Origin of the sequence: Geomonas sp. Red32 (genome assembly GCF_023652955.1) — a bacterium.
Taxonomy (GTDB): domain Bacteria; phylum Desulfobacterota; class Desulfuromonadia; order Geobacterales; family Geobacteraceae; genus Geomonas.
On sequence record NZ_JAKLOY010000001.1, the window covers coordinates 1395125 to 1420606 of the forward strand.

Here is a 25482-nt window from a genome sequence, read left to right on the forward strand (position 1 = left end):
GTTCAAAGGTTTAAGGTTTTAAGATTTATCCGCGGAAATCCGCTAAATCCGCGTCATCCGCGTTCTATTAAGGTTTTGATCCTTAGAACGGATACCCCAGTCCCACGAAGACGGCGGGGCCTTCACTGCCTACGCCGACGTCGATACGCCCCACGATGTTCGGCCTGATCACCGCCCGGAAACCGACGCCCGGGTTGAATTCGAAGGCATTGGGGTTCACTTCCACCATCGATTTCATCACGCCGCCGAAGTCGACGAAGGGGGCCAACTCCCAATCGGCGGTCACTCCGAAGATCTCCCACCTGAAGAGCCTGATCCTCTCCTCCAGATTCAACAGCATATAACTGCTGTCGATGAAACGGTTTCTCCCGTAGCCGCGCAGGGTGTTCTCGCCTCCCAAGACGCTCCGCTCCAGAAAGGGGACATGCTCGCCGAGCGTCTGGCTGTAGGCGAGCCTCGCCACGCTGATGTAGCGCCCGTCCACCAGCGGAAGGTATCCCTTCACTTCACCGTCGTAGTGGCGATAGTTGGCGCTGCTCCCGAAGATGGTGGCGCTGTTCTCGAAGGCCACTTTGGCCCGGATCCCGGTGGTCGGCATGGTGGGGGAATCGAGGGTGTTGTAAATGAGTGAGAGCGACTGGGCATGGGCGGTGAACCCGTTCACGCCGGGGATGTTGGGGAAACGGTCCCGGATGAAGGGAACCTTCCGCACCGCCCCCTCACCGATGCCGACATCGCGGTAACGCTCCCCGACCTGGAACTGGGTATGATCCAGCACAGGATAGCCGGCGGTCAGCGTGAAGCCGGTTTCTTCGTCGGCGTAGTTGGTCTCCTTGTCCTTCCGGCTCCACGACTGGAAGCCGTAGAAGCGGGCGGAACCGTCGGAGAAGGTGTAGAGGAAGAGGTTCAGCTCCAGCTCCCGGTTCATCAGGCTCTGGTCGCGGACCTTCAGTTCGTAGTCCTCGTTTACCTTGGTCGACTTGGAGAGGTTGAACTCGAAGCTCCGGTCGGCGGTTGGGTAGTAGGCCCCGTAGAGGGTTGAGGAGATGCCGAAGTTGTCGTTCTGGTTGACCTGGGGGGCGAGCAGCGAACAGACCTCGTCCTTCTCGTTATGCAGGAGAAAGGCGGTCAGGCCGCCGTAGGTGATCCCCTCGTTGGGGCTGGAGGCGATCACCGGCAGCGGGATGGTCACCACCTTTACCCGTTGGGTTTCGAGCGGGGGAACCGGAACCTGCCCCGGAGCCAGGTACGTGGTGCACCCGGCGAGCAGGAGGGCAAGCATTAAGAAAATGTAAAGCCTGAAGAACATTGGTCGTTATCGTCCGGAAAAATTGAAGAAAGATATCCCGTCGCGGAGGCTTTTACAACAAAAAAAATAGCGGTAACTGCGCCCCTTCCGGCTGCTCCGGCCCGGGGAGACGATCGTTCCGGAGTGGGGTGACCGGCCATCGGCACAGGTCAAAATGTTGACCCGGGACCCGATAAAAATGACGGGGCCGGCGCCCCGGCAGGGGGGGAGGCCGCCCCCGCAAACCGTTACGAAACCGCCCAGTTACCGTCCCACCCGCCCGCACTCCCCTGTTTTCCGCGCCTTACGTCTTCCAACGGCCTCCTTTCGAGAGGATGGCATACCGGTTGCACAGTGTCCTGCCATAGAAATTCCACCACCCACGAGGAAAACGGCAGGCATGGCCACTCCAGCAGCGAACACTTTAGCCGCACCGGCGGCAGGCAGGAACTCGGATATCTACATGGCGGTAGCCCTCATCGGGATACTCTCCCTGATGATCATTCCGCTTCCCGCCTTTCTCCTGGACATATTCCTGGCCACCAACATCACCGTCGCGCTGGTCATCCTGCTGGTCTGCCTCTACACCACCCAGGCGCTCGACTTCTCGGTCTTCCCCTCCATCCTGCTGGTCACCACGCTCTTCCGGCTGGCCCTCAACATCGCCTCCACCCGTCTCATTCTGTTGCACGGCAACGAGGGGACCGAGGCGGCGGGGTCGGTCATCAAGGCCTTCGGCCAGTTCGTGGTCGGGGGGAACTATGTGGTCGGTGCGGTCATCTTCCTCATCCTGGTGATCATCAACTTCGTGGTCATCACCAAGGGTGCCGGGCGCGTGGCCGAGGTGGCCGCCCGCTTCACCCTGGACGCCATGCCGGGCAAGCAGATGGCCATCGACGCCGACCTCTCCAACGGGCTTCTGACCGACAAGGAGGCCAAGCAGCGGAGGAAGAACATCTCCCGGGAGGCCGACTTCTACGGCTCCATGGACGGCGCCTCCAAGTTCGTCCGCGGGGACGCGGTGGCCGGCATCCTCATCGTGCTGGTCAACATCCTGGGCGGCTTCGTGATCGGCGTCTGGCAGAAGGGGATGCCGCTCACCGAGGCCCTTTCCAACTACACCCTTTTGACCATCGGCGAGGGGCTGGTGGCCCAGGTCCCGGCGCTCATCATCTCCACCGCCGCCGGCGTCATCGTCACCCGCTCGGCCGACGAGAACAACTTCGGCCACGAGATCGCCGGCCAGCTGATGAACTACCCCCGGGCCTTCCAGGTCTCCTCCGGCGTCCTCTTCCTCTTCGCCCTCATCCCGGGGCTTCCCCACTTCGCCTTCCTGCTCCTCTCCGGCACCGCCTTCCTGGTCTCCCGCATGGCGACCGAGAAGAAGGTCGAGGAGGTGGAGGAGGCGGCCGCCGCGGCCCAGGTGGCCGACGAGGACCTCGACCAGATCAGCTCGATCCGCCCGCTCGACATGCTGGAGCTCGAAGTCGGCTACGGGCTGGTCCCGATGGTGGACGCCAACCAGCAGGGGGAGCTCCTCGACCGCATCCGCTCCATCCGCAAACAGGTGGCCGACCGGATGGGGTTCATCGTTCCCCCGATCCACATCCACGACAACCTGCAGCTGAAACCGTACGAGTACAACATCCTGATCAACGGCGCCAAGGTGGGGGGCGGCGAGCTCTCCGGGCAGTACCTGGCCATGGATTCCGGCGGCGCCGCCGGCCTCATCGAGGGGATCAAGACCACCGAGCCGGTCTTCGGGCTCCCCGCCATCTGGATCAAGGGGAAGGAACGGGAGAAGGCGCAGGTCTCCGGCTACACGGTGGTCGACAACACCACCATCCTGGCCACCCACATCAGCGAGACCATCAAGAAGCACGCCCACGAGCTGGTCGGCCGCCAGGAGCTGCAGGCGCTCCTCGACTCCATCGCCGCCACCCTCCCGAAGGTCGTGGAGGAGCTGGTTCCCTCGCTCCTCTCCCTGGGGACCGTGCTCCGCGTGGTCAAGAACCTCCTCAAGGAAAACGTCTCCATCCGCGACCTCCGCTCCATCCTGGAGACCCTGGCCGATTACGGCGGGGTGACCAAGGACCCGGACATGCTGACCGAGTTCGTCCGCCAGAGCCTGGGGCGCTACATCGTCGAGCAGTACAAGCGCGAGGACGACACCCTCTGCGTGCTGACCATGGACCGCGAGGTCGAGGAGACCATCGCCGACGCGGTCCAGCTCTCCGAGCAGGGGAGCTACCTGGCCATCGACCCGCACGCCGCCCAGAAGATCCTGGCGGCGATCAGGAGAAACGCCGAACAGTTCGACGGCGTGGGAGCGCTGCCGGTGCTGATGGCCTCTCCCACCATTCGCCGGCATGTCAAGAAACTGACTGAACGCTATCTTCCCAACCTGGCGGTCATCTCGCACAACGAGATCCCGCCCAACATTAAAATCCAATCTCTAGGGGTGGTGATGCTCAATGCTAGTTAAAACCTTTCAAGCGGAACAGATGTCGGAGGCGCTCAGGATGGTGAAGGCCGAGATGGGCCTGGACGCGATGATCCTCTCCTCCAAGAAAGAACGGCGTAAGGGTATCCTCGGGTTCTTCAGCAAGCCCTACTTCGAGGTCACCGCGGCCCTGGAACCGCGGCCGGTGGCCCCGCGCCCCAACCCGTACCAGGAAGAGCAGCCTCCCCCGAGGGAGCTCTCCACCCGCGAGGAGTTCCAGAACTCGATGCTGGGCCCCCTGGCCCGCGAGGTCCGCGAGCTGAAGCAGCGGGTCGAGGCGCTCACCAGGAAGGACGCCGCCTCCGCCGCACCGCCGGCCGACAAGGGGCAGCGCGGCGAGGCCGGCGGCGAAGCGGAGGCCCCGCGGACCTTCGCCAAGGAGGAGCTCGAAGAGATCAAGAAGCTCCTCTACAGCGCGGTCGGCGCCAAGGATAACGGGCTCCCGAAGGCGCTCAGCTTCCCGATGGCCGACGCCGCCGAACCGGTGGTCTCCGGTGCCATCGAGACGTTCGCCAAGCCGCTCCACGCCACGGCGGCCACAGCGGCACCTGCGGCTTCGGCCGCCGCCGACGAGCGGACCCAGATGGTGCTCGAGCTTCTGGCCGCCGAGCTCCGGGCCGCGGAGCTGAGCCCGGCCGCCATCGACCTCCTCGTCGACCATATCCGTCCCGCCGCCGAGGCGGGCGCCACCGCCCACCAGCTGCGCGGCATGCTGGTCCAGACCCTCTCCGGGATGGTCAAGTGCGCGGGAAGCGTCCGGATGAAGAAAAACGGCACCAAGATCATGGCGGTGGTCGGGCCGACCGGCGTCGGCAAGACCACCACCATCGCCAAGCTGGCCGCCCTGCACGCCTTGAACCGCGGCCTCTCGGTGGCGCTCGTCACCACCGACAACTTCAGGGTAGGCGCCGTCGAGCAGCTGAAGACCTACGCGAAGATCATGGACCTCCCGCTCGAGGTGGTCTCCACCGTCCCCGAGATGCAGGAGGCGCTGGCCGCCCACGCCGACAAGGACCTGATCCTGATCGACACCGCAGGCAGAAGCCCCAAGGATTCCGAGCGGATCGAGGAGCTCAAGGGGTTCGTCGAGTGCCACCCCGGGATCGAGACCTATCTCTGCGTATCGGCCACCACCCGCCCCCGCGAGCTGGACGAGATCGTGGCCATGTTCGGATCGCTCCCCATCGCCCGGCTCCTCTTCACCAAGCTCGACGAGAGCGAAAGCTACGGCTGCATCGTCGACACCCATTTGAAGCACAAGCTCCCGCTTTCCTATTTCACCACCGGGCAGAAGGTACCCGAGGACATTGAGCTCGCCACGGCGAGAAGGCTCGCCACCCTGGTGGTGAAGGAGGTTGCACGATGAGTTCTTTTCACGGCTCGGCAGACCAGGCCGACACCCTTCGGCAACTGGCCGGGCGCACCAAGAACCGCCCCGTTACGGAGCGGGTTAAGCTTCGCGAGGGACTCAGGGTGATCTCGGTCACCAGCGGCAAGGGAGGGGTCGGCAAGAGCTCGGTGGTGGTCAACGTGGCCGAATCCCTGGCCGCAGCAGGAAAACGGGTGCTGATCGTCGACACCGGCCAGGGGATGACCGGCATCTGCATGAGGCTCGGCAGGGAAGCCCAGTACGGCCTCGGGCACGTGATCGGCGGCGAGCGGAGCCTGGAGGAGACCGTGGTCGAGGCGTCCCCCGGCATCAGCATCCTCCCCGCCGGTCTCGGCATGCACCAGTACAGTGCACTTTCCCCGAGCGAACGGGTATCCCTTTTGCAAGGTATGATCAGGCTGCAGGACCGCTTCGATTACTACCTGATCGACACCGCCCCCGGGCTGGCCGCCAACGTCACCGGCTTCGCCGCCGCCTCGCGGGAGATCATGCTGGTGATCACCCCGGAACCAACCTCGATCACCGACGCCTACGCCTTGATGAAGACCCTCTCCGGACGCGATCCGGGGTTGAAATTCAAGCTGGTAGTCAACATGTGCAAGAACGCCGAGGAGGGGAGCACCCTCTACAACAAGCTTTCGGCCATCACCGGCCGCTTCCTGGAGATCTCCATGGAGTACGCCGGATGTATCCTGCAGGATGAAATGTTAGTGGAATCTGCCAAGCGCCGGGGCCCCGTCTGCCGCCTCTTCCCCGACTCCCGGGCCTCGCTGGGATTCAAAAGTTTGGCACAGAGGTTATTGTCGGAAACTGGGGTAATGCCCCAGATGCCGGGCGAACCGGCAGCGAGCGTGACGCAGTGGAGGAAACATGAACTGTCTTCTTAAGGCCTATGAGCAAGAGGCGCATCGCGGGGTGCCGCTCAGCAGGGACGAACTGGTGGTATCCCACCTCCCGCTGGTCAAGTTCATCGTGGACCGGATCGCCTCTTCCCTTCCCCCCCACCTGGACCGGGAGGATCTGAGAAGCGCCGCCATCGTGGGGCTCATCTCGGCCGCCGAAAGGTTCGATCCGAGCCGCGGGGTGCAGTTCAAGACCTTCGCCGAGCAGCGCATCCGCGGGACCATCATGGACGAGCTGCGCGCCCAGGACTGGCTCACCAGGAGCCTCCGCGACAAGTTCAAGAAGCTCGAGAAGGAATTCGCGCTTTTGGAGCAGCGGCTGGGGCGTAACCCCTCCTCCGACGAGGTGGCGGTGGCCATGGGGCTCGAGCTCAAGGACTACTTCCGGCTCCTCGAGGAGATCCATCTCCTCTCCTTCGTCTCCCTGGACGACGCCTGGCACGACGAGGACGGCGCCCCCTTCGGCCTTCTCGACGTCCTGGAGGACAAGGGAACCGAGAGCCCGCAGAACCAGATGATCGCCCGCCAGACGGTGGAGAGGCTTGCCGAGGCCATCGACAACCTCCCCGAGAAGGAGCGGATCGTCATCACCCTGTACTACTACGAGGAGCTGAACCTCAAGGAGATCGGGGCGGTGCTGGATCTGACCGAATCGCGGATTTCCCAGCTGCACAGCCAGGCCATCGTGAGGCTGCGCGGCAAGATGAAGCGGGTAGCGTAGGGGGATAGCATGAACAGCGGGATGTATGCGGCCCTGTCGGGGAGCCTGACGGCGCAGCGCCGGCTCGATGTCCTGACCAACAACCTGGCCAATGCCAGCACCGCCGGCTTCAAGGCCGACACCATCGGGTTCGAAAGCGTACTGGCTGGTGTCAATAATCCGACACAGCAGCCAATTTTTGCCAACGAACGGTACTCGACCGACTTCTCCCAGGGGCCGCTGCAAAAAAGCGACAACACCTTCGATCTGGCCCTGGAAGGGGAGGGGTTCTTCGTGGTGAACACCCCCGACGGGCCGGCCTACACCCGGCAGGGTAACTTCCAGCGCGGTCCGGGAGGCAAGCTCGTGACCAGCGACGGTTACGAGGTGCAGGGGGGCAACGGTCCCATCACCATCGCCAACGGGAGCCGGGTGATCATCGACGAGAACGGGCAGGTGAACGTGGACGGCAGCGCGGTGGGGACCATCAGCCGGGTGGACTTCCCGAAGCCGTACAGCCTCAGCAAACAGGGGAACGGCCTGTGGGTGCCGGCCGACCCGGCCGCCGCCCCGGCCGCGGCCCAGACTCCGGTCAAGCAGGGGTACCTGGAAGGCTCCAACGTGAAGGTCGTGGTGGAGATGGCCCGCATGATCGAGACCAGCCGTTTCTTCGAGTCGTGCGCGCGTGCCGTCCGAAGCTACGACGACATGGCCGCCAAGGCGGCCAACGACTTGGGAAAAGTGTAAAGCCGAGACCGGACTCCGCAGGTTTCACAACCTAGAACGTAGAACTTAGAACATAGAACGGCAGTCAGCACTGCCGTTAAGGAGCATTTCATGATCAGGGCCCTTTGGACCGCCGCCTCCGGTATGCAGGCGCAGACGACGAACATAGACGTGATCTCCAACAACCTGGCCAACAGCAACACGACCGGGTTCAAGAAGAGCCGCGCCGACTTCGAGGACTTGATGTACCAGACGGTGAAGACCACCGGCGCCCCGGCCACCAACTCGACCACCACCCCGACCGGCATCCAGATCGGCCTTGGGGTCAAGCCGGCGGCGGTCACCAAGATCTTCTCCACCGGCAACATCGTCCAGTCCGGCAACCAGCTCGACCTCGCCATCCAGGGGGACGGCTTCTTCCAGGTCCAGCAGACCGACGGCACCACTGCCTATACCCGCGCCGGGACCCTCAAGAAGGACGGGCAGGGGCGCCTGGTCACCTCGGAAGGGCAGCCGATCCTCCCGGAGATCCTGATCCCCAGTAACGCCCTGAGCGTCAACATCGGCAGCGACGGCACGGTCTCGGTCCAGCAGCCGGGTCAGAACACCTCCACCACGGTCGGCACCCTCCAGCTCGCCTCCTTCCCCAACCCTTCGGGGCTGAACGCCATCGGCAAGAACCTCTTCCTTCCCACCGACTCCTCCGGCAACGCCACCACCGGCACCGCCGGCCAGAACGGGCTCGGGACGCTGGAGCAGGGGTACGTGGAGCAGTCCAACGTCAGCGTGGTGGACGAGATGGTCAACATGATCGTCGGGCAGCGCGCCTACGAGATCAACTCCAAGGCGGTGCAGGCCTCCGACGAGATGCTGCAGCAGGCCGCCCAGTTGAAGAGGTAGCATGATGAAAGCTTTGGTGCTGGCAGCCCTCCTCTTCCTGATCCCCTCCGCCGTCCTGGCGCTTCCCACCCCGGTGAGCGTTCCCAAGCCGGTGGCGACCGTCTCGGTCCCCGAGAGCGAGGTGAAGAAGGTGGTCGAGGAGTTCCTGGTGCAGCGGGCCGCCCCGCTCAACGCCAAGATCTCCATCAAGAGGATCGGCTACAGCGGCGACCTGAAGCTCCCCGCCGGCGCGGTCAGCTACGAGGTGATCGCCCCCGACCGCTGGGAAGGGTACGGCAACGGCTCGCTGGCCCTCATCGTCCGGGTGGACGGCGAAGTGAAGAAGAACCTCACCGTGCTGGTCGAGGTCGAGGCGCTGACCGACATGGTGGTGGCGACCCGTACCCTGGAGAGGGGAGAGGTTGTTACCGCAAGCGATCTCTCCGTCGCCAGCCGCGACATGGCCCACGTGCAGGGAAGGTTCCTGAAAACTGTCGACGAGGCGGTAGGCCTCCGGGTGAAGAGCTCCGTCCGGGCCAACTCCCCGGTGCGGGGCGACTACCTCGAACGGGTCCCGGTGGTGAAGAGCGGGCAGCTCGTGACCATCGTGGCGGAAAACGAGGTGGTGAGGATCACCGCCATCGGCCGGGCCAAGAATTCCGGGGCGGTGGGGGACCAGATCATGGTGGTTAACACCTCCTCGAACAAGGACGTGCCGGCGCGCGTGGTCGATGCCGACACGGTCAAGGTGGAATTCTGATGATCCGGAAAGGAGTACAACGATACATCGCGGGGATGGCGGCGGCGGGGGCGGTGCTCCTGATGACCGCCTGCTCGCATCAGGTGGCCGAGGTCCATACCCGCAGCTTCGACGAGCAGATGCCGAAGGTCCAGCCGAACTACGCCTCCGGCTCCATCTGGCAGGCCTCCTCCACGGGGCTCGCCGAGGACGTGAAGGCGCGCCAGCGCGGGGACATCATCACCATCGTCATCTCGGAGTCGGCGAGCGCCAGCAAGAACGCGACCACCGACACCAAGCGGGGCTCCAGCATCTCGGCCGGCATCCCCAACCTCCTTGGGCTGGAGAAGACCCCGGTCAAGACCTGGGCCGACCTCGCGAACCTCTTGAGCGCGAACTTCGATTCCAAGTACTCGGGTAGCGGTTCCACCACCCGGGCGGACACCCTGAACGCCACCATGAGCGCCAAGGTGGTCGATGTGGCCCCCAACGGGAACCTCGCCATCGAGGGGAGACGCAACGTCAAGGTCAACAACGAGGACCAGATCATCGTCCTGACCGGGACGGTGCGAAGCCGCGACGTAACCGCCGACAACACGATTGGTTCCGCCCTGATCGCCGACGCCCGGATCAACTACACCGGTAACGGAGTGGTGAGCGACCGGCAGCGGCCGGGGTGGCTATTGAACATCTTCGACAAGATCTGGCCCTTCTAACCGCCGCGCCTCCCCCGCCGGGGAGGCGTCCGGCCGTTTGCGGGCGAAAGTTTCGCCCCGAGGTACCGACGTGAAAGCACTCGCAGTCAAAATCCTGGCCTTTGCCGTTCTCCTGCTCCTCATGCCGCAGCTCTCCTTTGCCGCGCGCATCAAGGACATCGCCGCTTTCGACGGCGTCCGGGACAACCAGCTGATCGGTTACGGCCTAGTGGTCGGCCTGAACGGCTCGGGCGACTCGGACCAGACCAAGTTCCCGGTGCAGTCCCTGGTCGGGGCTCTGGAGAGGCTGGGGATCACGGTGAACCGCGGGGACATCACGGTCAAGAACGTGGCCGCGGTCATGGTCACCGCCGAGCTCCCCCCCTTCTCCAAGCAGGGTAACCATCTCGACGTGCTGGTCTCATCGGTGGGCGACGCCAAGAGCCTCGCGGGGGGGACCCTGCTCATGGCTCCCATGAAGGGCGGCGACGGGCAGATCTACGCGGTGGCCCAGGGGGCGGTGCTGACCAACTCCTTCTCCTACGGCGGCCAGGCCGCCAGCGCGATCAAGAACCATCCGACCGCCGGCACGGTTCCGGGCGGGGCACTGATCGAGCGGGAGATCCCCAATGTCCTGGCCGGGAAGAGCGTCCTGAAGCTGAACCTCCACCAGGCCGATTTCACCACCGCGAGCCGGGTAGCCGCCGCCATCAACGAGCGCTTCAAGTCCGAGATCGCCACCCTGACCGACCCCGGCAGCGTCAACATCCTGGTCCCCGACGCCTACCGCGGCTCGATGATCTCCTTCCTGGCCCAGCTCGAGCGGCTGGAGGTCAACCCCGATGTCGTCGCCCGGGTGGTGATGAACGAGCGGACCGGCACCATCGTGATGGGTGAGAACGTCCGCATCTCGACGGTGGCGGTCTCCCACGGGAACCTGACCGTGGTGGTCAAAGAGGCCCCCCTGGTTTCCCAGCCGGCTCCCTTCTCCAAGACCGGCACCACCACAACCGTCCCCAGGACGGAGCTGAAGGTGGCCGAGGAGAAGGTCAACGTCTCGCTCCTGAAGGAAGGGGCCAACCTCGGCGACGTGGTGCGCGCCCTCAACACGCTGGGGGTCACCCCGCGGGACCTGCTGGGAATCATGCAGGCGATCAAAGCGGCCGGCGCCCTCAACGCCGAGCTGAGCGTCATGTAGGCGGGGGAGACGATGGAGATCAATACGCAGCTACCGGTGATCCCGCTGACCGCCGCCACCCCCAAGCTCCCCGCGGATCCCGCCGCGGCGAAGGACCAGGCCGCCATCAAAAAGGCCGCCCGCGGTTTCGAGGCGATGTTCCTGGGGATGATGATGAAGTCGATGCGCGCGACGGTGGGCGAGAACAAGCTGACCGGCGGGGGGCGCGGCGAGGAAACCTTCCGTTCCCTGCTCGACCAGCAGTACGCCGATGCCGCCGCCAACGGCGGGGGGGTGGGGCTGGCCGGCATGCTGGAGCGGGAACTGACCCGCCAGCAGCACCCGGTCCCCCCGGGAGGAAGTCATGGTGATAAATAGCGCAGCCTACAAGGTGCAGCTCACCCGGACCGACGCGGCCTCCACCGACGGGGCACCCACCCCGTCCAGCCAGGCTGCCGCGCAGCAGCCGCAGCAAAAAAGCCAGGACCGGGTCAGCATCTCCTCCAAGGAGCTCGGGATCGACCGGCTCAAGCGGGAGCTGGACGCCCTGCCCGAGATGAGGATGGACCGGGTGGCGCTGGCCCGGCAGAACATGCAGGGAGGAGGCTACCGGGTCGATCCCGCCCTCCTCGCCCAGAAAATGATCGAACAGCACTCAAGTCTGTAAGGGAGAAGCCGAATGAGAGTTAGCATAGCCGAACTGGTTGCGGCCCTTGGCGAAAAGGGGTCTCTGATGAGGGAACTGAAGAGGCTTTTGCAGGTGGAACAGTCCTGCCTGGTGACGCTGGACCTGGCTAAGCTGGAGGAAAACCAGCAGCAGATCCAGGGGGCCATGGAGAAGCTGTCGGGGCTTTCCGAGCGCTGCCGCGGGATGATCGCTGCGCTCTCCGCCGAGCTCGGGCTCTCCGGAGGGGCGGCCCTTTCCCCGATCATCGCACGGCTGCCGGCCGAGGAGCAGGCTTCCCTCAGGGAGGCCCAGCGGACGGTGGCGGCCGATTCCCGGGAGCTCGGGGGGGCGCTGGCCCTGAACCGCGGGCTTTTGGAAGATTCCCTCACCTTCGTCAACCAGTCGGTCGGCTTCTTCAACCGGCTCTTCAATCCCGGCGACACCTACGGGATGGCGGGCTCGCTGGTCTCCAGGCGCGGCGGGAGCCGGTTCGTCTGCAAGGAGGTCTAAATGAGCATCAGCTCGATCTTCGATATCGCCGCCTCCGGGGTGGCCGCCCAGCGTTTCGGCATGGAAGTGACCGGCGAGAACATCGCCAACGTCAACACCACCGGCTATGCACGCCAGCAGGTGATGCTGCAGACCGGGCCGATCACCACCGGCACCAACGGTTTCCCGATGGCCACCGGGGTGGAGGTCCAGACGGTGCGCCGCGCCTACGACGGGATGCTGCAGCAGCAGATCGTGAGCGGCAACTCCACCTACCAGCAGAACCTCACCCGCCAGACCGCCTTGCAGCAGATCCAGCCCTCGCTGAACGAGCTTTCCACCGACGGGCTCGGGAGCGCGGTGAGCAAGTTCTTCTCCGCCTGGCAGGACCTTTCCACCAACCCGGGAGGGACCGCTGAGCGGCAGGCGCTGATGACCGCCACCAACGTGATGACCGACGATTTCCACCAGGTGAGCTCCACCCTCTCCGGGGTGGCCAAGAACGCCGACACCAGCCTGGCCGGGATGACCGCCAACCTGACCGGCAACGCGAAGGATCTCGCCCTGGTCAACCAGCAGATCATCGCCACCACCGCAGTGGGAGGCAACGCCAACGAGCTTTTGAACCAGCGCGACCAGCTGATCCAGCAGATGTCGCAGACGGCGGGAATCTCCTCCACCATCAACTCGGACGGCACCGCCACCGTATCGCTTGCGGGCGGGGAGACGCTGGTCAACAGCACCAAGTACGCAACCGTCTACACCAACACCAACGCCTCCGGGACCAACGATATCCTGATCACCGGGATAGGGAACCCTCCCCCGGCCAACACCCCGGCCTCCGACACCAACGTCTCGGCCACCATCGGCGGGCCCAACAACAGCCAGGGGACCATCGGCGGCGCCTTGCAGGTGCGCGACACCATCGTACCGGGGTACCTCTCGAGCCTCAACGAGATGGCCTCCCAGCTGGTCTCGACGGTCAACACCCAGCACAAGACGGGGTACGCCCTGGACGGGACCACCGGCAACAACTTCTTCGACCCTGCCGGGACCACCGCGGCGAACATCGCCATCGATCCCCTGCTGACCGTCCAGAAGATCGCCGGCGGGCTCCCGACCGCCACCGACCCGATCCCGACCAGCGCGAACAACAACGGCAACGCGCTCGCCATCGCCAACCTGCAGAAGAGCCCGGTCGCCTTCACCACCGGCAACGCCACCTTCAGCAGCTACTACAATGCCATGGTGGCCAAGGTGGGGGTGGACACCCAGAGCGCCCAGAACACCACCACCCAGGGGCAGTCGTTCCTGAACCAGCTGAATAACCTCTGGCAGTCCAACGCCGGGGTCTCCCTGGACGAGGAGCTGACCAACCTGACCCGCTACCAGCAGGCCTTCCAGGGGTCCGCCAAGGTGATCAGCGTGGCTACCTCCATGCTCGACACCGTGCTCGGCCTGATCCAGTAGGCCCAAAGGAGACCGACATGCGTATCACCGCCAACATGACCGCCGATAACGCGCTCTACAACATCCAGCAGCAGCGCCAGACGCTGGACGCCCTGCAGGAGCAGGCCTCCTCCGGGAACCTGGTGAACCGCCCCAGCGACAACCCGCTCTCCACCCGGCAGATCCTCGACATCCAGAACCAGATCGCCAGCGGGGACCAGTACAACTCCAACATCCAGAAGGCCCAGCTCCTTTTGAACGTCTCCAGCACGGCGCTCAACTCCATGGGGGACATCATGACCCAGGTGAAGCAGATCGCCGGCAAGTTCGCCTCGGGTTCCACCGACTCCACCGCCATCGCGGGCGCGGTGAGCAACCTCACCCAGCTGAAGGGGCAGCTGATCGACCTCGGGAACACCCAGTACGGCGACCAGTACGTCTTCGGCGGCTTCAAGAACGGCCAGCCTTTCGACGCCGCGGGGAATTTCACCGGCACCAGCGATTCCCTCAACATCCCGATCTCGTCGAGCAGCCAGGTCTCCACCTCGGTCTCCGGCGGGAACCTGCTGCGCGGCGGAACCCCTCCGGCCGCGGTCGGTTCGGGCGCCACCGCCGGCAACCAGCCGGTGGACGTTCTCGGGGGGATCGACGCCCTGATCACCGCCATCTCCACCAATAACACCAGTGCCATCAACGACGGGATCAAGAACATGAAGGCGGGGAGCGACCAGTTAAACGCCAGCATCTCGGACGTGGCCGGCCGGCTCACCAGGCTGAGCAACATGCAGAGCATGATCACCAACAACCAGAACACCCTGAAGGACGCCTACGGCAACCTGCAGAACGTGGACCTGGCCAAGGTGGGGGTGCAGCTGAGCCAGCAGACCACCGCCTTCAACGCGGCCCTCTCCACCACCGCCAAACTGACCCAGCTCTCGCTTCTCGACTACATGCAGTAGAGAGGGGGCAGGGGCGCACGCCGAAAGAGCCGGACGGAGAGGCTGAGTTCCGTCCGGCCTTTTTTTTGCAGCGTCCCCGATAGCGCTAAAGGTTTTCCGGTTACCGCCGAAAATGTAAGTAGCGGTCACGGCCGCTCCACCAAGAAACTCCCCTCAGAAGGTGACGGTATGATCAAGGTAACCACCAGGGACGGCAGCGAGTTGTTCCTCAACTGCGACCTCATCGAGTTCATCACCGAGACCCCCGACACCCACATCACCCTCTCCAACGGCAACCGCTACCTGGTGCTGGAGCCGGCCAAGGTGATCATCGGGCGGATGGTGAGCTTCAAGGCCAGGCTTTTGAGGCTCGGGATGGCAGGCGGGAGGCGTTACCTCCGCAGGAGCAAAGCCGACAATTTTCATCCCCAGTGCGGGATCTAACCAGTAACCCCAGGCCGTTATGGATATCGCAAGCATCATAGGAATTCTGATGGGGTTTGGCGCCGTGTTCGGCGGCGCTGCCCTCGAAGGGCTGCACATGGGGGCCCTGATCCAGCCCACCGCGGCGATCATCGTGCTCGGTGGTACCTGTGCGGCTACCTGCGTCAGCTTCCCTATGGCTACCCTTTTGACTGCCGTGAAGGACCTGAAGAAGGTCTTTCTCCCTCCCAAGGACGATCCCGAGGCGGTCATCAAGAACATCATCAACTACGCGGCCAAGGCGCGCAGAAACGGTCTCATCTCGCTCGAGCAGGAGGCCCAGACGGTGAAGGACTCCTTCACCAAGAAGGGGATCTCGCTGGTGGTGGACGGCATCGACCCCCAGAAGCTCAGGGAGACCATGGAGATCGAGCTCTCCAGTTTCGAGGCCCACGGCAAGGGGAGCGCCGAGGTCTTCGAGTCCGCCGGCGGTTTCGCCCCCACCATCGGCATCATCGGCGCCGTGCTCGGCCTGATCCACGTCATGAGCAACCTCTCCGACGCCTCCAAGCTCGGCGGCGGCATCGCGGTCGCCTTCGTGGCCACCATCTACGGCCTCATGACCGCCAACATCATCTGCATCCCCTTCGGCACCAAGCTGAAGCACCGCCTGAAAGAAGAGCTGCTCCAGAAGGAGATGGTGATCGAGGGGCTGATAGCCATCCAAAACGGCGAGAACCCCCACTTCATCGAGCAGAAACTCAGGGCCTACATGCACGAGCCGGGCGAGAAGAAGGGGAAATAGATGGCCAGAAAGAAAGAGCCCGAAAAGGAGCCAAACCACGAGCGGTGGCTGGTCTCCTACGCGGACTTCATCACGTTGCTCTTTGCCGTCTTCGTCACCCTCTACGCCATGAGCCAGAGCGACAAGAAGAAGGTGGAGGAGGTGATGCAGTCGCTCCGCGAATCCTTCGGGTACAGCACGAGCTCCCCCGCCTCCAAGCCGGCGGTCATCGAGTCCGGCACCATCAGCGTCATCCCCTCCATGCGCAAGATCACCCAGGTTCCGCGCCACGGGAAGAGCCGCGGCGGCGAGCAGGATTTCAAGAACACCAAGGCCTCCATCGAGGCGTACCTGATGAAGGCCGGGGCAATGGGGAAGGTCACCGTCTCCATCACCCAGCGGGGCCTGGTGGTGAGCCTCAAGGAGGCCGGCTTCTTCGACTCGGCGAGTGCGACCCTGAGGCCCTCCTCGTACACGCTCCTGAACGACGTCATCAGCTCGCTCTCCAGCTATTCCAACTCCATCCGCGTCGAGGGGCACACCGACAACGAGCCGATCAGCTCGCGGGCCTTCCCGTCCAACTGGGAGCTCTCCACCGCCCGCGCCACCTCGGTGCTGCAGTACCTCATCCGCAACGGCGATTTCGACCCCGCCAGCATCTCGGCGGCCGGCTACGGCGAGTACCGCCCGGTGGCCGACAACGACACCGAGGAGGGACGGCAGAAAAACCGCCGGGTGGACATCGTCCTCCTCTCCGAGCAAGGGCAGCGGAACGAGCCGTAGTCCGGCCGGTCAGACCAGTCAGACCAGTCAGACCAGTCAGACCAGTCAGACCAGTCAGACCAGTCAGACCAGTCAGACCAGTCAGACCAGTCAGACCAGTCAGACCAGTCAGACCAGTCAGACCAGTCAGACCAGCCTGGCCGCGCCGTCATCCTGACCCCTCGCTGTCAAACAATTGACCCTTACCCCTCCTTTCCGCCGAACCCCCTCCAAAAACGCCACCTTAGCCCCCCTTCCGCGCTGGTACGGTAGTTGCTCACCTTTGGTGTCCACTCCCAACTCCAATGCAAAGGAACCACCATGAAGGTATCCATGCCCAGCGGCTCCACGCACGGCTGGGGGATCGCCGGCCGCTATCTCGAGGCCGAGATCGCCAAACTTCCCCCCGTGGAAGGAGTCACCCTCCACTGCATGACCCGCGCCCTCGCCCCGCACCGCCCCGAAGAGTGGAACGCCATCAACATCGGCTACTGCTTCTTCGAGGACAACATCGAAATCCTCAACTTCACCCGCGAGGCGGCCCGCCGCTGGGACTTCATCGTGGCCGGTTCCAAGTGGTGCGAGTACCACCTGCGGATCGGCGGCGTCAAGGAGACCTGCACCATCCTGCAGGGGGTCGATCCCGCCAACTTCTTCCCGCTTCCGCTCCCCCCCGACGACCGCTTCGTCGTCTTCTCGGGAGGAAAGTTCGAGCTCCGCAAAGGGCAGGACATCGTCATCGCCGCCATGAAGGTCTTCATGGAACGCCACCGCGACGCCTGGCTCTCCTGCAGCTGGACCAACCAGTGGCCCTTCTCGCTCGCCACCATGGGCTCCTCCCCCTTCATCTCCTACCGCCACGACGAGGAGGACTTCCTGACCCTCCCCGAGCGGACCATCCTGATGAACGGTCTCGACCCCACCCGCATCTATGCCCACCCCCTGGTGGACAACGCCGCCATGCGCGCCATCTTCGCCCAGACCCACCTCGGGCTCTTCCCCAACCGCTGCGAGGGGGGAAACAACATGGTGATGTGCGAGTACATGGCCTGCGGCCGGAGCGTGATCGCCTCCGCCACGAGCGGCCATGCCGACGTCATCACCCCCGACATCGCCTATCCCCTCACCCGCTACCGCCCGATGGTGGTCGGCAGCGGCCCGGTGACCGCCGTCTGGGAGGAGCCGTCGCTCGAAGAGGTGATCGAACAGCTGGAGGAGGTCTACCGGCACCGCGACCAGCTGGCCGCCACGGGGGCTAAGGCCGCCGAGGCGATGACTTCCTTGAGCTGGGCCTCGGCCGCCCGCCAGTTCCATTTCCTCGCCACCAAGCTGGCCGCCCGCGCCGAGTTCGCAGGAAAGCGCGGTGTCTAACCTTCCCGGGACAGCCGGCAACCCCGGCGACCTGTTTGCCCGCGCCCTCACCCTCCACCGCGAGGGGAGGTTCGCCGAGGCGGCCGAGATCTACCGGCTGCTGGCCGGACAGCCCGGGCCGCTCTCCGCCAACGCCCGCATCAACCTGGGAGCCATCCTGGCCGGGGAGGGAAGGCACGAGGAGGCGCTACTCCACTACCGCGAGGTGCTCGCCGAGCGGGGCGATGAGCCGCTCGCCCTCAACAACATGGGAAACTCCCTGTTCAGGCTCGGGCGCTTCCCGGAGGCCGCCGCCTGTTTTTCCCGGGCGCTCGCCCAGGCTCCCGATTGCCAGGAGGCGCGGCTGGGGCTCGGGGCCTCCCTGCAGCGCGACGGCGACGCCGAAGGGGCCATCGCTTGCTTCCGCGAGGCGCTCCTCCGCGACCCCGGCAGCGCCGAAGCCCATTGGAACCTGGCGCTTGCCCTGCTCATCAGCGGCCGCTTCGAGGAGGGTTGGCGCGAGTACCGGTGGCGCTGGGAAAAGGATTCCTTCACCTCGCCAAGGCGCCTTTTCCGGGAACCGGCCTGGGACGGCTCGCCGCTTGGCGGCCGCCGTATCCTGGTCCACGCGGAGCAGGGGTTCGGGGACACCATCCAGTTCGTGAGGTACCTCCCGCTGGTCGCGGCCCTGGGGGGGACGGTGATCGCCGAGGTCCAGGCCGAGACCCTGCGCCCCCTGCTCGAAACCATGCCGGGGGTGGCCGAGGTCTGCGTGATGGGTGAGCCGCTTCCCCCCTTCGACCTGCAGACCCCGCTCCTCTCCCTGCCGCAGCTCTTCGGCACCACCCTCGACACGGTCCCGGCCCGGGTGCCGTACCTTGCCGCCGATCCCGCCAGGGTGGCCCAGTGGCGGGAACGCCTGGAGATCCACGACGGTCTCAGGGTGGGGCTCGTCTGGGCCGGGAAGCCGCAGCCGGATCCCTTCCGCTCCTGCACGCTCGAAGAGCTCGCTCCCTTGGGGGATATTCCCGGCGTGAACCTCTACTCGCTGCAGCTGGGAGGATCTCCGGCAACCGCCGGGCCGGAAATCACCGACCTGACCCCGCTCATCGCCGACTTCGGAGATACCGCCGCCCTCATCGCCCACCTTGACCTGGTCGTCTCGGTGGACACCGCGGTGGCCCATCTGGCGGGGGCGCTGGGAAAACCGGTCTGGCTGATGCTTCCCAAAGGGGGGGACTACCGCTGGCTCTTGGCCCGGGAGGATTCCCCCTGGTACCCCACCATGACGATCTTCCGTCAGCAGCGGCAGGGGGACTGGACGCCGGTGGTGGAGCGGCTGGCCGGAAGGCTCGAGGAAGAGGGGGGGCGGCTCATGGAGGGCGCGGTGGCCGCGGCTCCCTTCGACGGGTGGCGGCAGTACCGCTGCGGCGTCTACCTGGCCGCCCGCGGGCGCCATCCCGAGGCCACCGTCCGCTTCACCAAGGCCTCCCAGTTCCTGCCGGGGAGGTGGGAGCCCCACTACTCCCTGTCGGCCTCACTGCAGCTCATGGGGAGGGTGGCCGAGGCGGCAGTCAGCCTCGAGGAGGCGGTCAACTGCGGAGGGGACCTCCCGGTCGTCCACGAGGCGCTCGGGATCATGCGGCAGATGCTGGGGGATCTGGAAGGAGCGGTGGAGGCCTACCGGCGCGCCGTCGAGCTCGATCCCTCCCTGATCAAGGCCCGCTACAACCTCGCCACCGCGCTCAAGGAGAGCGGGCGCTTCCACGAGGCGAGGAGCGGTTTCGCCGAGGTGGTGAGGCTTGCCCCCGGCCACGCGGACGGCCACTGGAACCTGGCGGTCACCGCCCTTTTGACCGGCGACTTGGCGACCGGGTTCCGGGAGTTCGAGTGGCGCTTTAGAAAGAGCGAGCATCCCCCCGTCCGCCGCTGGCAGTCGCATCCCCGCTGGGACGGCTCGCCGCTCGAGGGCCGTACCATCCTCCTGTGGGGTGAGCAGGGGCTGGGAGATACCCTTCAGTTCGTCCGTTATGCCCCCCTGGTCGCCCGCCGCGGGGGAAGGGTGATGGTGGAGGTGCAGTCCGCCTCACTCGGCTCGCTCATCGCCCGGGTGGAAGGGGTCGGCGCCGTCGTGGTGGCGGGCGAGGAACCTCCCGGCTTCGACCTGCAGGCCTCCCTGCTGGACCTTCCCGCCCTCTTCGGAACCGGACTCTCCACGGTCCCGGCCGGCGTCCCCTACCTTTCCGCCGATCCCGGCTCCCTGGAGCGGGCTGCCGCGGCGATACCGTGCGTCGGGAGCCTTCGGATCGGGATGGTCTGGTGCGGCAATCCGCAGCACGCCAACGACGCCAACCGCTCGCTCCCGCTGGAAAAGCTCGCCCTCCTGGAGGGGCTTCGCGGGGTGACCTTCTATTCGCTGCAGGTGAGCGAGGAGGCGGTCCGGCGGGAGGCGGAATCGCCGCTTGCGCTGGTACCCCTTGCCCCCTCCATCGGTGGCTTCACGGATACCGCGGCGCTCGCCTCCCGGCTCGACCTGGTGATCGCCGTCGACACCTCGGTGGCCCATCTCTGCGGAGGGCTCGGGCTTCCGGTCTGGGTGCTCGTCCCCTTCATCCCCGACTGGCGGTGGATGGCGGAGCGCGAGGACTCCCCCTGGTACCCCACCATGCGGCTCTTCCGCCAGCAGCGCCCCGGCGATTGGGATGGCGTGCTGGCGCGGGTGAAGCAGGCGCTGGCCGGGCTGGTGACGCAGCCGTCTCCCCCTTCTTCCGCCGATCACCGGGAGCGGGGGCTCGTCCTCAGTCAGGAGGGGCGCTTCGCCGAGGCGGTCCCCGAGCTGCGGCTCGCCTTGGAAGATCATCCCGGCGACGTCGAACTCCTCAACAATCTCGGTTGTGCGCTGGCCGGGGGAGGGGCCCACGGGGAGGCGATCGGCTGCTACGGCCGGGCGGTGGCCCTGGTCCCCTCCTTCATGGCGGCCCACTACAACCGGGGGAATAGCCTCAGGTCGCTGGGACGGGCGGCCGACGCGGAGGAGAGTTACCGGCGGGCCCTGGCGCTCGAACCGGGGCTTCCCCAGGGGTGGCACAACCTGGCCCTTGCCCTGCAGGACCAGGGGAAGGGGGACGAGGCGAAGGAAGCCTATGAGGCCGCCCTGTCGATCAGGCCCGATTACCTGGAGGCGCGCCACAACCTCGGTGAGCTTTACCATGGCCGGGGGGAGCTCGACGCCGCCGAGGCCTGTTTCCGTCAGGTCCTCTCGCGGGATCCCCGCTATCTCCCTTCCTGGAACGCGCTGGGGATCGCCCTCCAGGTCCGCTACCGGCTGGAGGAGGCGGTGGAGTGCTACCAGACCGCGCTGGCGCTCGATCCCCATTACCTGCACGCCCTCAATAACCTCGGCTCCGCCTGGAAGGCGCTGGATCAGCCGGAACGCTCGATGGAGTGTTACCGGAGGGTGCTCGAGCTCGATCCCGGCTATGCGGACGCCCACTGGAACCTCGCCCTCGTGCAGCTTTTGATGGGGGAGTACCGGGAGGGGTGGCGGGGGTACGAGTGGCGCTTCGAGAAGGTCGATCCCATCCCGCGGCGCGACTATCCGCAGCCCCGTTGGGACGGAAGCCCGCTGCACGGCAAGACGATCCTCCTCCACTGCGAGCAGGGGTTCGGCGATACCATCCAGTTCGTCCGCTACGCCGCCGAGGTGGCCCGCCGCGGCGGGGAGGTGGTGGTCGAGTGCCAGTCCGCCGCCATCAAGGCGGTGGTGGCGACCGTTCCCGGCGTTTCGTGCGTGGTGGCGCGCGGGGAGGAGCTCCCCCGCTTCGACGTCCATGCCCCGGTGATGAGCCTGCCCTATCTCTGCGGGACCACGCTCGCCACCGTGCCCGCCGATGTCCCGTACGTTGCCGCCGACCCGCGGCTGGTGGAGAAGTGGCGGGAGCACCTTCCGGCGGATGGCTTGCGGGTCGGGCTGGTATGGGCGGGGCGGAAGAGCTACAAGGATGACGCCAAGCGGTCGCTGGCGCTGGAGCGGTTCGCGCCCCTCGCCAAGGTGGCGGGAGCCCGTTTTTACTCGCTGCAGGTGGGGGAAGGGGCGGATCAGGCCGCCTCGCCGCCGGCGGGGCTCGAGGTGGTCGACCTCGGCTGCTCCATCCGGGACTTCGCGGACACCGCCGCCATCATGGCGAATCTCGACCTGGTGATCGCGGTGGACACCGCCGTGGCCCATCTCGCCGGAGCGCTGGCGAAGCCGGTCTGGGTGCTCTTGCCGACCGGCAACGACTGGCGCTGGCTGATGGAGCGGGAGGACTCCCCGTGGTACCCGACCGCGCGGCTCTTCCGGCAGCGGCGCCAGGGGGACTGGGACGAGGTGCTGGCACGGGTGGCCGCCGAGCTCCGGCGGCTGGCACGTCCGGCTGGTCCGACTGGTCCGACTGGTCCGGCAGCGAGGTCGCCATGGACCTGCTAGCCGAGCTGCAACGCGCCCTGAACGCCAACGACCCTGCCCGCGCCGCCGAGCTCTGCTCGCAGCTGCTGGACGCCAACCCCGACCGTGTCGATCTTTTGACGCTGGCCGCCACCCTGGCCCGCCAGCTCGGACGGCCGGAAGCCGCCCTCGGCTTCCTGTCGCGGGCGGCGGAGCTGCACCCCTCGGTCCCCGAGCTCCAGAACAACCTCGGCGTCATCCTCGAGGACCTCGGCCGCCACGCCGAGGCGGCCAAGAGCTGCCGCCGGGCTATCGACCTGCGACCCGGTTACGGCGACGCCTACGCCAACCTCGGCAACTCCCTGAGAAGCCTCGGCGACTTCGACGAGGCGGCGGCGAGCTTCCGCCAAGCCCTGGCCATCGACCCCGCCTGCACCGACGCCCTCTACAACCTCGGGAACCTCCTCCGCTTCCTCGGGAGATGGGAGGAGGCGGTGGAAAGCTACCGCACCCTGCTCTCCCTCCTTCCGGGGCACCTCTCCGGCTGGATCAACCTGGGGGGCTCGCTCCTCAAGCTCAACCGCTTCCAGGAGGCCATCGAGGCGGAACGGCGCGCCCTGGCGCTGGACCCCTCCAACGCCGACGCCCATTGGAACCTCTCCCTCGCCCTCCTCACCCTCGGCGACTACCGGAACGGCTGGCGCGAGTACGAGTGGCGCCTGAAAAAACCCGCCGCCGGCTACGGATTGACGGCGGCGGGACGTCCGCTCTGGGACGGAAGCCCCCTTGAAGGGCGCACCCTCCTCATCCGGGGCGAACAGGGGCTCGGCGACCTGTTGCAGTTCTTCCGCTTCGTCCAGCTGCTGGCCGGGCGCGGGGAGCGGGTGGTGCTCGAGTGCCCCCCCCAGCTCCTTTCCCTCATCGCCTCCCAAAACCCGGCCATCGCCTGCTTCCCGGCGGGGGGGAATCCTCCGCCGTTCGACTGCTTCGCCTACCTGATGAGCCTTCCCGACCTGCTCGGCATCACCCTCGAGAACCTCCCCGCCGCCATCCCCTACCTCGCGGCGGACCCGGAGCGGAAGAGGGCCTGGGGAGAGCGGATCGGCAAGGAGGGCGCCGCCGTCGGCCTCGTCTGGGCCGGGAGTGCCACCTATCTCAACGACCGCTACCGTTCGCTTCCCCTCGCCGCGCTGTCCCCCCTGGCCGCCCTCGCCGGAGTCCGGCTCTACAGCCTCCAGGTGGGAAGCGCCTCGCAGGATCTCGCCACCGTCCCCTGGGGCGGCCGGGCCGCCGACCTCGCGCCGGAGCTGACCGATTTCGCCGAGACCGCCGCCGCCGTCGCCAACCTCGACCTGGTGGTGACCGTCGACACCGCGGTGGCGCATCTGGCGGGCGCCCTGGGGAAACAGGTCTGCCTCCTCCTCCCGTTCTCCGGCGACTGGCGCTGGCTCGACGGACGCAACGACTCCCCCTGGTACCCGGGGATGCGGCTCTACCGGCAGCCCACTCTCGGCGACTGGGAGCCGGTGATCGCCTCCCTTGTGAGGGATCTCGTGCCGGAGCCGGATGGCCTCAACCGGCTCTTCCGGGAAGCCAACGCCCTGCGGGAGGCGGGCAGCCTCGACCAGGCGATAACCGCCTACCGGAGCCTGCTGGACCTTCTCCCCGGGGCGGCCGAAGTCCACAACAACCTCGGCCTGGCCCTCCAGGACGCCAAGCGCCCCGGCGAGGCCGAGGAGAGTTACCGTACCGCCTTAAGGCTCAACCCCGAGCTCGCCGACGCCTGCAACAACCTGGGGACCATCCTGGTCTCCCGCGGCGGGTACGAGGAGGCCGAGCCGTTTTTCCGCCGGGCGCTGGACCTTCGCCCCGGCTACCTTCCCGCCTTAACGAACCTCGGCGCCTGCCTCCAGGTGCTGGAGCGGCCGGGAGAAGCGGTGGAGCTCTACCGGCGGGCCATCGTGCTCGCGCCCGAGGCGATGGAGCCCCGCATCAACCTGGGGACCGCGTGGCAGGAGCTCCGCCAGCCGGAGGCCGCGGTGGCGGTCTACCGGGAGGCCCTGAAGAGGGAGCCGGATAACCCCGAGCTGCACTGGAACCTCGCCCTGACCCTGTTGAGCCTGGGGGACTTTAAAAACGGCTGGCGCGAGTACGAGTGGCGCCGGGTCACCTCCCCCTCTGCTCTCGGCCCCTCCCCGGCCCCCGGCGAGTGGGAGGCCGCCCTGCGTCCCGGCCGCACCATCCTGATCGATTGCGAGCAGGGGCTCGGGGACACGCTCCAGTTCGTCCGCTACGTTCCGCTGGTGGCCGCCCGGGGGGCCAACGTGCTCCTTCGCTGCCAGTTCCCATCCCTGAAGCCGCTCTTGACCAGGGTCGCCGGGGTCTCGGCGGTCTACGCGCGGGGCGAGGAGCTTCCCCCCTTCGACCAGGCGATCCCGCTCCTGAGCCTTCCGGCCGTCTTCCGCACCACCATGGCGACCGTCCCCGCTACCCCTTACCTCAGCGCCGATCCCGACCGGGTGGCCGCCCTGGCCGGCCTCGTCGCCGGAAACGCCGCCGGAAAGGCCTCCCTGAAGGTGGGGCTCGTCTGGCGGGGAGGGCCGCTTCCCCGTAACCGCGCCTGCCCCTACCCGGAATTGGCCATGCTGGCGGGGGTCGAGGGGGTGGAGTTCTTCTCACTGCAGATCGGCGAGCGGCCGGACCGGGAGCTCCTCCCCGCCGCCGACCTCTCCGGAGAGCTGACCGATTTCGGGGCGACCGCCGCCCTGGTCTCCCATTTCGACCTCGTCATCTCGGTCGATACCGCCTGCGCCCACCTCGCCGGGGGGATGGGGAAGCCGCTCTGGCTCCTCCTCCCCTACGCCTGCGACTGGCGCTGGCTCCCCGCCTCGGACCGCTCCCCCTGGTACCCTTCCATGCGGATCTTCCGCCAGGAGCAGCCCGGCGACTGGAAGGGGGTGCTCGCCCGCGTGCGCACCGGGCTTGCGGCCGCCACTTCCGCCCGCGTTGCCAGCGCTGGGGCGGGAGGCTGGCGGATGAATTAATTATAATTCTGCCGCCTCATTTATAATTAAAGTTACCGCCCCCTCAAGCCGATAAAGCGCCCAAGAGCTGAAAGTCCCTCCAGAATAGAGGGGTTCACTCGTGGGCGTTTTTTCGTGCGCCCGCGTCGATACAAACCGCAGAAACCACCGG

At 66.3% G+C, this 25482-nt stretch carries 21 protein-coding genes; 20 read left to right on the forward strand and 1 reads right to left on the reverse strand.

Features of this window, described 5'->3' with window-relative positions:
- Positions 1-82: 82 nt before the first annotated feature.
- A complete protein-coding gene (locus tag L4X63_RS06080) occupies positions 83-1282 on the reverse strand; it encodes a BamA/TamA family outer membrane protein (RefSeq protein ID WP_250677690.1) in 1200 nt (399 codons plus the stop codon).
- A 406-nt stretch (positions 1283-1688) separates the two neighbouring features.
- Between L4X63_RS06080 and flhA the strand changes: the two genes are divergently transcribed.
- From flhA to L4X63_RS06180, 20 genes are all read left to right on the forward strand, one after another.
- Complete coding sequence (gene flhA / locus L4X63_RS06085) at positions 1689-3773, forward strand: flagellar biosynthesis protein FlhA (RefSeq protein WP_250677691.1); 2085 nt, start codon at positions 1689-1691, stop codon at positions 3771-3773.
- Positions 3763-5157, forward strand: coding sequence for a flagellar biosynthesis GTPase FlhF (gene flhF, locus L4X63_RS06090; RefSeq protein WP_250677692.1), 1395 nt, complete (start codon positions 3763-3765; stop codon positions 5155-5157). The genes flhA and flhF overlap by 11 nt, the downstream gene beginning before the upstream one ends.
- Positions 5154-6068 carry a MinD/ParA family protein gene (locus L4X63_RS06095; RefSeq protein ID WP_250677693.1) on the forward strand — a complete coding sequence of 305 codons (915 nt, stop codon included), beginning with the start codon at positions 5154-5156 and terminating at the stop codon, positions 6066-6068. Before flhF ends, L4X63_RS06095 begins: the two co-directional genes overlap by 4 nt.
- Positions 6052-6804: a FliA/WhiG family RNA polymerase sigma factor gene (locus tag L4X63_RS06100; RefSeq protein ID WP_250677694.1), complete on the forward strand. Its 753-nt coding sequence runs from the start codon at positions 6052-6054 to the stop codon at positions 6802-6804. The genes L4X63_RS06095 and L4X63_RS06100 overlap by 17 nt, the downstream gene beginning before the upstream one ends.
- A 9-nt stretch (positions 6805-6813) precedes the next feature.
- Positions 6814-7530, forward strand: a complete 717-nt coding sequence (flgF, locus tag L4X63_RS06105; RefSeq protein ID WP_250677695.1) for a flagellar basal-body rod protein FlgF — start codon at positions 6814-6816, stop codon at positions 7528-7530.
- A 90-nt stretch (positions 7531-7620) separates the two neighbouring features.
- Positions 7621-8409: a flagellar basal-body rod protein FlgG gene (gene flgG, locus L4X63_RS06110; RefSeq protein ID WP_250677696.1), complete on the forward strand. Its 789-nt coding sequence runs from the start codon at positions 7621-7623 to the stop codon at positions 8407-8409.
- Between the two features lies 1 nt (position 8410).
- Positions 8411-9148 carry a flagellar basal body P-ring formation chaperone FlgA gene (flgA, locus tag L4X63_RS06115; protein ID WP_250677697.1) on the forward strand — a complete coding sequence of 246 codons (738 nt, stop codon included), beginning with the start codon at positions 8411-8413 and terminating at the stop codon, positions 9146-9148.
- 35 nt (positions 9149-9183) lie between these two features.
- Positions 9184-9843: a flagellar basal body L-ring protein FlgH gene (locus tag L4X63_RS06120; protein ID WP_250677890.1), complete on the forward strand. Its 660-nt coding sequence runs from the start codon at positions 9184-9186 to the stop codon at positions 9841-9843.
- Between the two features lie 121 nt (positions 9844-9964).
- Entirely contained in the window at positions 9965-11020 is a 1056-nt protein-coding gene (locus L4X63_RS06125) for a flagellar basal body P-ring protein FlgI (protein ID WP_250677891.1), read from the forward strand.
- 12 nt (positions 11021-11032) lie between these two features.
- Positions 11033-11377, forward strand: a complete 345-nt coding sequence (locus tag L4X63_RS06130) for a rod-binding protein (protein WP_250677698.1) — start codon at positions 11033-11035, stop codon at positions 11375-11377.
- Positions 11364-11666, forward strand: a complete 303-nt coding sequence (gene flgM / locus L4X63_RS06135) for a flagellar biosynthesis anti-sigma factor FlgM (RefSeq protein WP_250677699.1) — start codon at positions 11364-11366, stop codon at positions 11664-11666. Before L4X63_RS06130 ends, flgM begins: the two co-directional genes overlap by 14 nt.
- A gap of 12 nt (positions 11667-11678) precedes the next feature.
- On the forward strand, positions 11679-12176 hold the full coding sequence (locus L4X63_RS06140; RefSeq protein WP_250677700.1) for a flagellar protein FlgN: 498 nt from the start codon (positions 11679-11681) through the stop codon (positions 12174-12176).
- Complete coding sequence (gene flgK / locus L4X63_RS06145; protein ID WP_250677701.1) at positions 12177-13625, forward strand: flagellar hook-associated protein FlgK; 1449 nt, start codon at positions 12177-12179, stop codon at positions 13623-13625. It begins immediately after the preceding gene.
- Positions 13626-13642: 17 nt separating this feature from the next.
- Entirely contained in the window at positions 13643-14563 is a 921-nt protein-coding gene (locus L4X63_RS06150) for a flagellin N-terminal helical domain-containing protein (RefSeq protein WP_250677702.1), read from the forward strand.
- Positions 14564-14731: 168 nt separating this feature from the next.
- Positions 14732-14986 (forward strand): flagellar FlbD family protein, encoded by a 255-nt coding sequence (locus L4X63_RS06155; RefSeq protein ID WP_250677703.1) that lies wholly within the window; start codon positions 14732-14734, stop codon positions 14984-14986.
- 19 nt (positions 14987-15005) lie between these two features.
- On the forward strand, positions 15006-15770 hold the full coding sequence (locus L4X63_RS06160) for a flagellar motor protein (RefSeq protein ID WP_250677704.1): 765 nt from the start codon (positions 15006-15008) through the stop codon (positions 15768-15770).
- Complete coding sequence (locus L4X63_RS06165; RefSeq protein ID WP_250677705.1) at positions 15771-16532, forward strand: OmpA/MotB family protein; 762 nt, start codon at positions 15771-15773, stop codon at positions 16530-16532. It abuts the gene before it with no gap.
- A 300-nt stretch (positions 16533-16832) separates the two neighbouring features.
- A complete protein-coding gene (locus tag L4X63_RS06170) occupies positions 16833-17882 on the forward strand; it encodes a glycosyltransferase (RefSeq protein ID WP_250677706.1) in 1050 nt (349 codons plus the stop codon).
- Positions 17875-22329, forward strand: a complete 4455-nt coding sequence (locus L4X63_RS06175; protein WP_250677707.1) for a tetratricopeptide repeat protein — start codon at positions 17875-17877, stop codon at positions 22327-22329. The genes L4X63_RS06170 and L4X63_RS06175 overlap by 8 nt, the downstream gene beginning before the upstream one ends.
- Positions 22317-25331, forward strand: coding sequence for a tetratricopeptide repeat protein (locus L4X63_RS06180; RefSeq protein ID WP_250677708.1), 3015 nt, complete (start codon positions 22317-22319; stop codon positions 25329-25331). The genes L4X63_RS06175 and L4X63_RS06180 overlap by 13 nt, the downstream gene beginning before the upstream one ends.
- The last annotated feature ends 151 nt before the right edge of the window (positions 25332-25482 follow it).

Excerpts from the sequence above, each read along its gene's own strand:
- L4X63_RS06140 (WP_250677700.1), top strand. The coding sequence starts at position 11,679 with ATGAGAGTTAGCATAGCCGAACTGGTTGCGGCCCTTGGCGAAAAGGGG.
- flgK (WP_250677701.1), top strand. The coding sequence starts at position 12,177 with ATGAGCATCAGCTCGATCTTCGATATCGCCGCCTCCGGGGTGGCCGCC.
- L4X63_RS06160 (WP_250677704.1), top strand. The coding sequence starts at position 15,006 with ATGGATATCGCAAGCATCATAGGAATTCTGATGGGGTTTGGCGCCGTG.
- flgF (WP_250677695.1), top strand. The coding sequence starts at position 6,814 with ATGAACAGCGGGATGTATGCGGCCCTGTCGGGGAGCCTGACGGCGCAG.
- flgG (WP_250677696.1), top strand. The coding sequence starts at position 7,621 with ATGATCAGGGCCCTTTGGACCGCCGCCTCCGGTATGCAGGCGCAGACG.
- flgM (WP_250677699.1), top strand. The coding sequence starts at position 11,364 with ATGGTGATAAATAGCGCAGCCTACAAGGTGCAGCTCACCCGGACCGAC.
- L4X63_RS06165 (WP_250677705.1), top strand. The coding sequence starts at position 15,771 with ATGGCCAGAAAGAAAGAGCCCGAAAAGGAGCCAAACCACGAGCGGTGG.
- L4X63_RS06180 (WP_250677708.1), top strand. The coding sequence starts at position 22,317 with ATGGACCTGCTAGCCGAGCTGCAACGCGCCCTGAACGCCAACGACCCT.
- L4X63_RS06080 (WP_250677690.1), bottom strand. The coding sequence starts at position 1,282 with ATGCTTGCCCTCCTGCTCGCCGGGTGCACCACGTACCTGGCTCCGGGG.
- flgA (WP_250677697.1), top strand. The coding sequence starts at position 8,411 with ATGATGAAAGCTTTGGTGCTGGCAGCCCTCCTCTTCCTGATCCCCTCC.
- L4X63_RS06130 (WP_250677698.1), top strand. The coding sequence starts at position 11,033 with ATGGAGATCAATACGCAGCTACCGGTGATCCCGCTGACCGCCGCCACC.
- L4X63_RS06100 (WP_250677694.1), top strand. The coding sequence starts at position 6,052 with ATGAACTGTCTTCTTAAGGCCTATGAGCAAGAGGCGCATCGCGGGGTG.
- L4X63_RS06170 (WP_250677706.1), top strand. The coding sequence starts at position 16,833 with ATGAAGGTATCCATGCCCAGCGGCTCCACGCACGGCTGGGGGATCGCC.
- L4X63_RS06120 (WP_250677890.1), top strand. The coding sequence starts at position 9,184 with ATGGCGGCGGCGGGGGCGGTGCTCCTGATGACCGCCTGCTCGCATCAG.
- L4X63_RS06150 (WP_250677702.1), top strand. The coding sequence starts at position 13,643 with ATGCGTATCACCGCCAACATGACCGCCGATAACGCGCTCTACAACATC.
- L4X63_RS06095 (WP_250677693.1), top strand. The coding sequence starts at position 5,154 with ATGAGTTCTTTTCACGGCTCGGCAGACCAGGCCGACACCCTTCGGCAA.
- L4X63_RS06125 (WP_250677891.1), top strand. The coding sequence starts at position 9,965 with ATGCCGCAGCTCTCCTTTGCCGCGCGCATCAAGGACATCGCCGCTTTC.
- flhF (WP_250677692.1), top strand. The coding sequence starts at position 3,763 with ATGCTAGTTAAAACCTTTCAAGCGGAACAGATGTCGGAGGCGCTCAGG.
- flhA (WP_250677691.1), top strand. The coding sequence starts at position 1,689 with ATGGCCACTCCAGCAGCGAACACTTTAGCCGCACCGGCGGCAGGCAGG.
- L4X63_RS06155 (WP_250677703.1), top strand. The coding sequence starts at position 14,732 with ATGATCAAGGTAACCACCAGGGACGGCAGCGAGTTGTTCCTCAACTGC.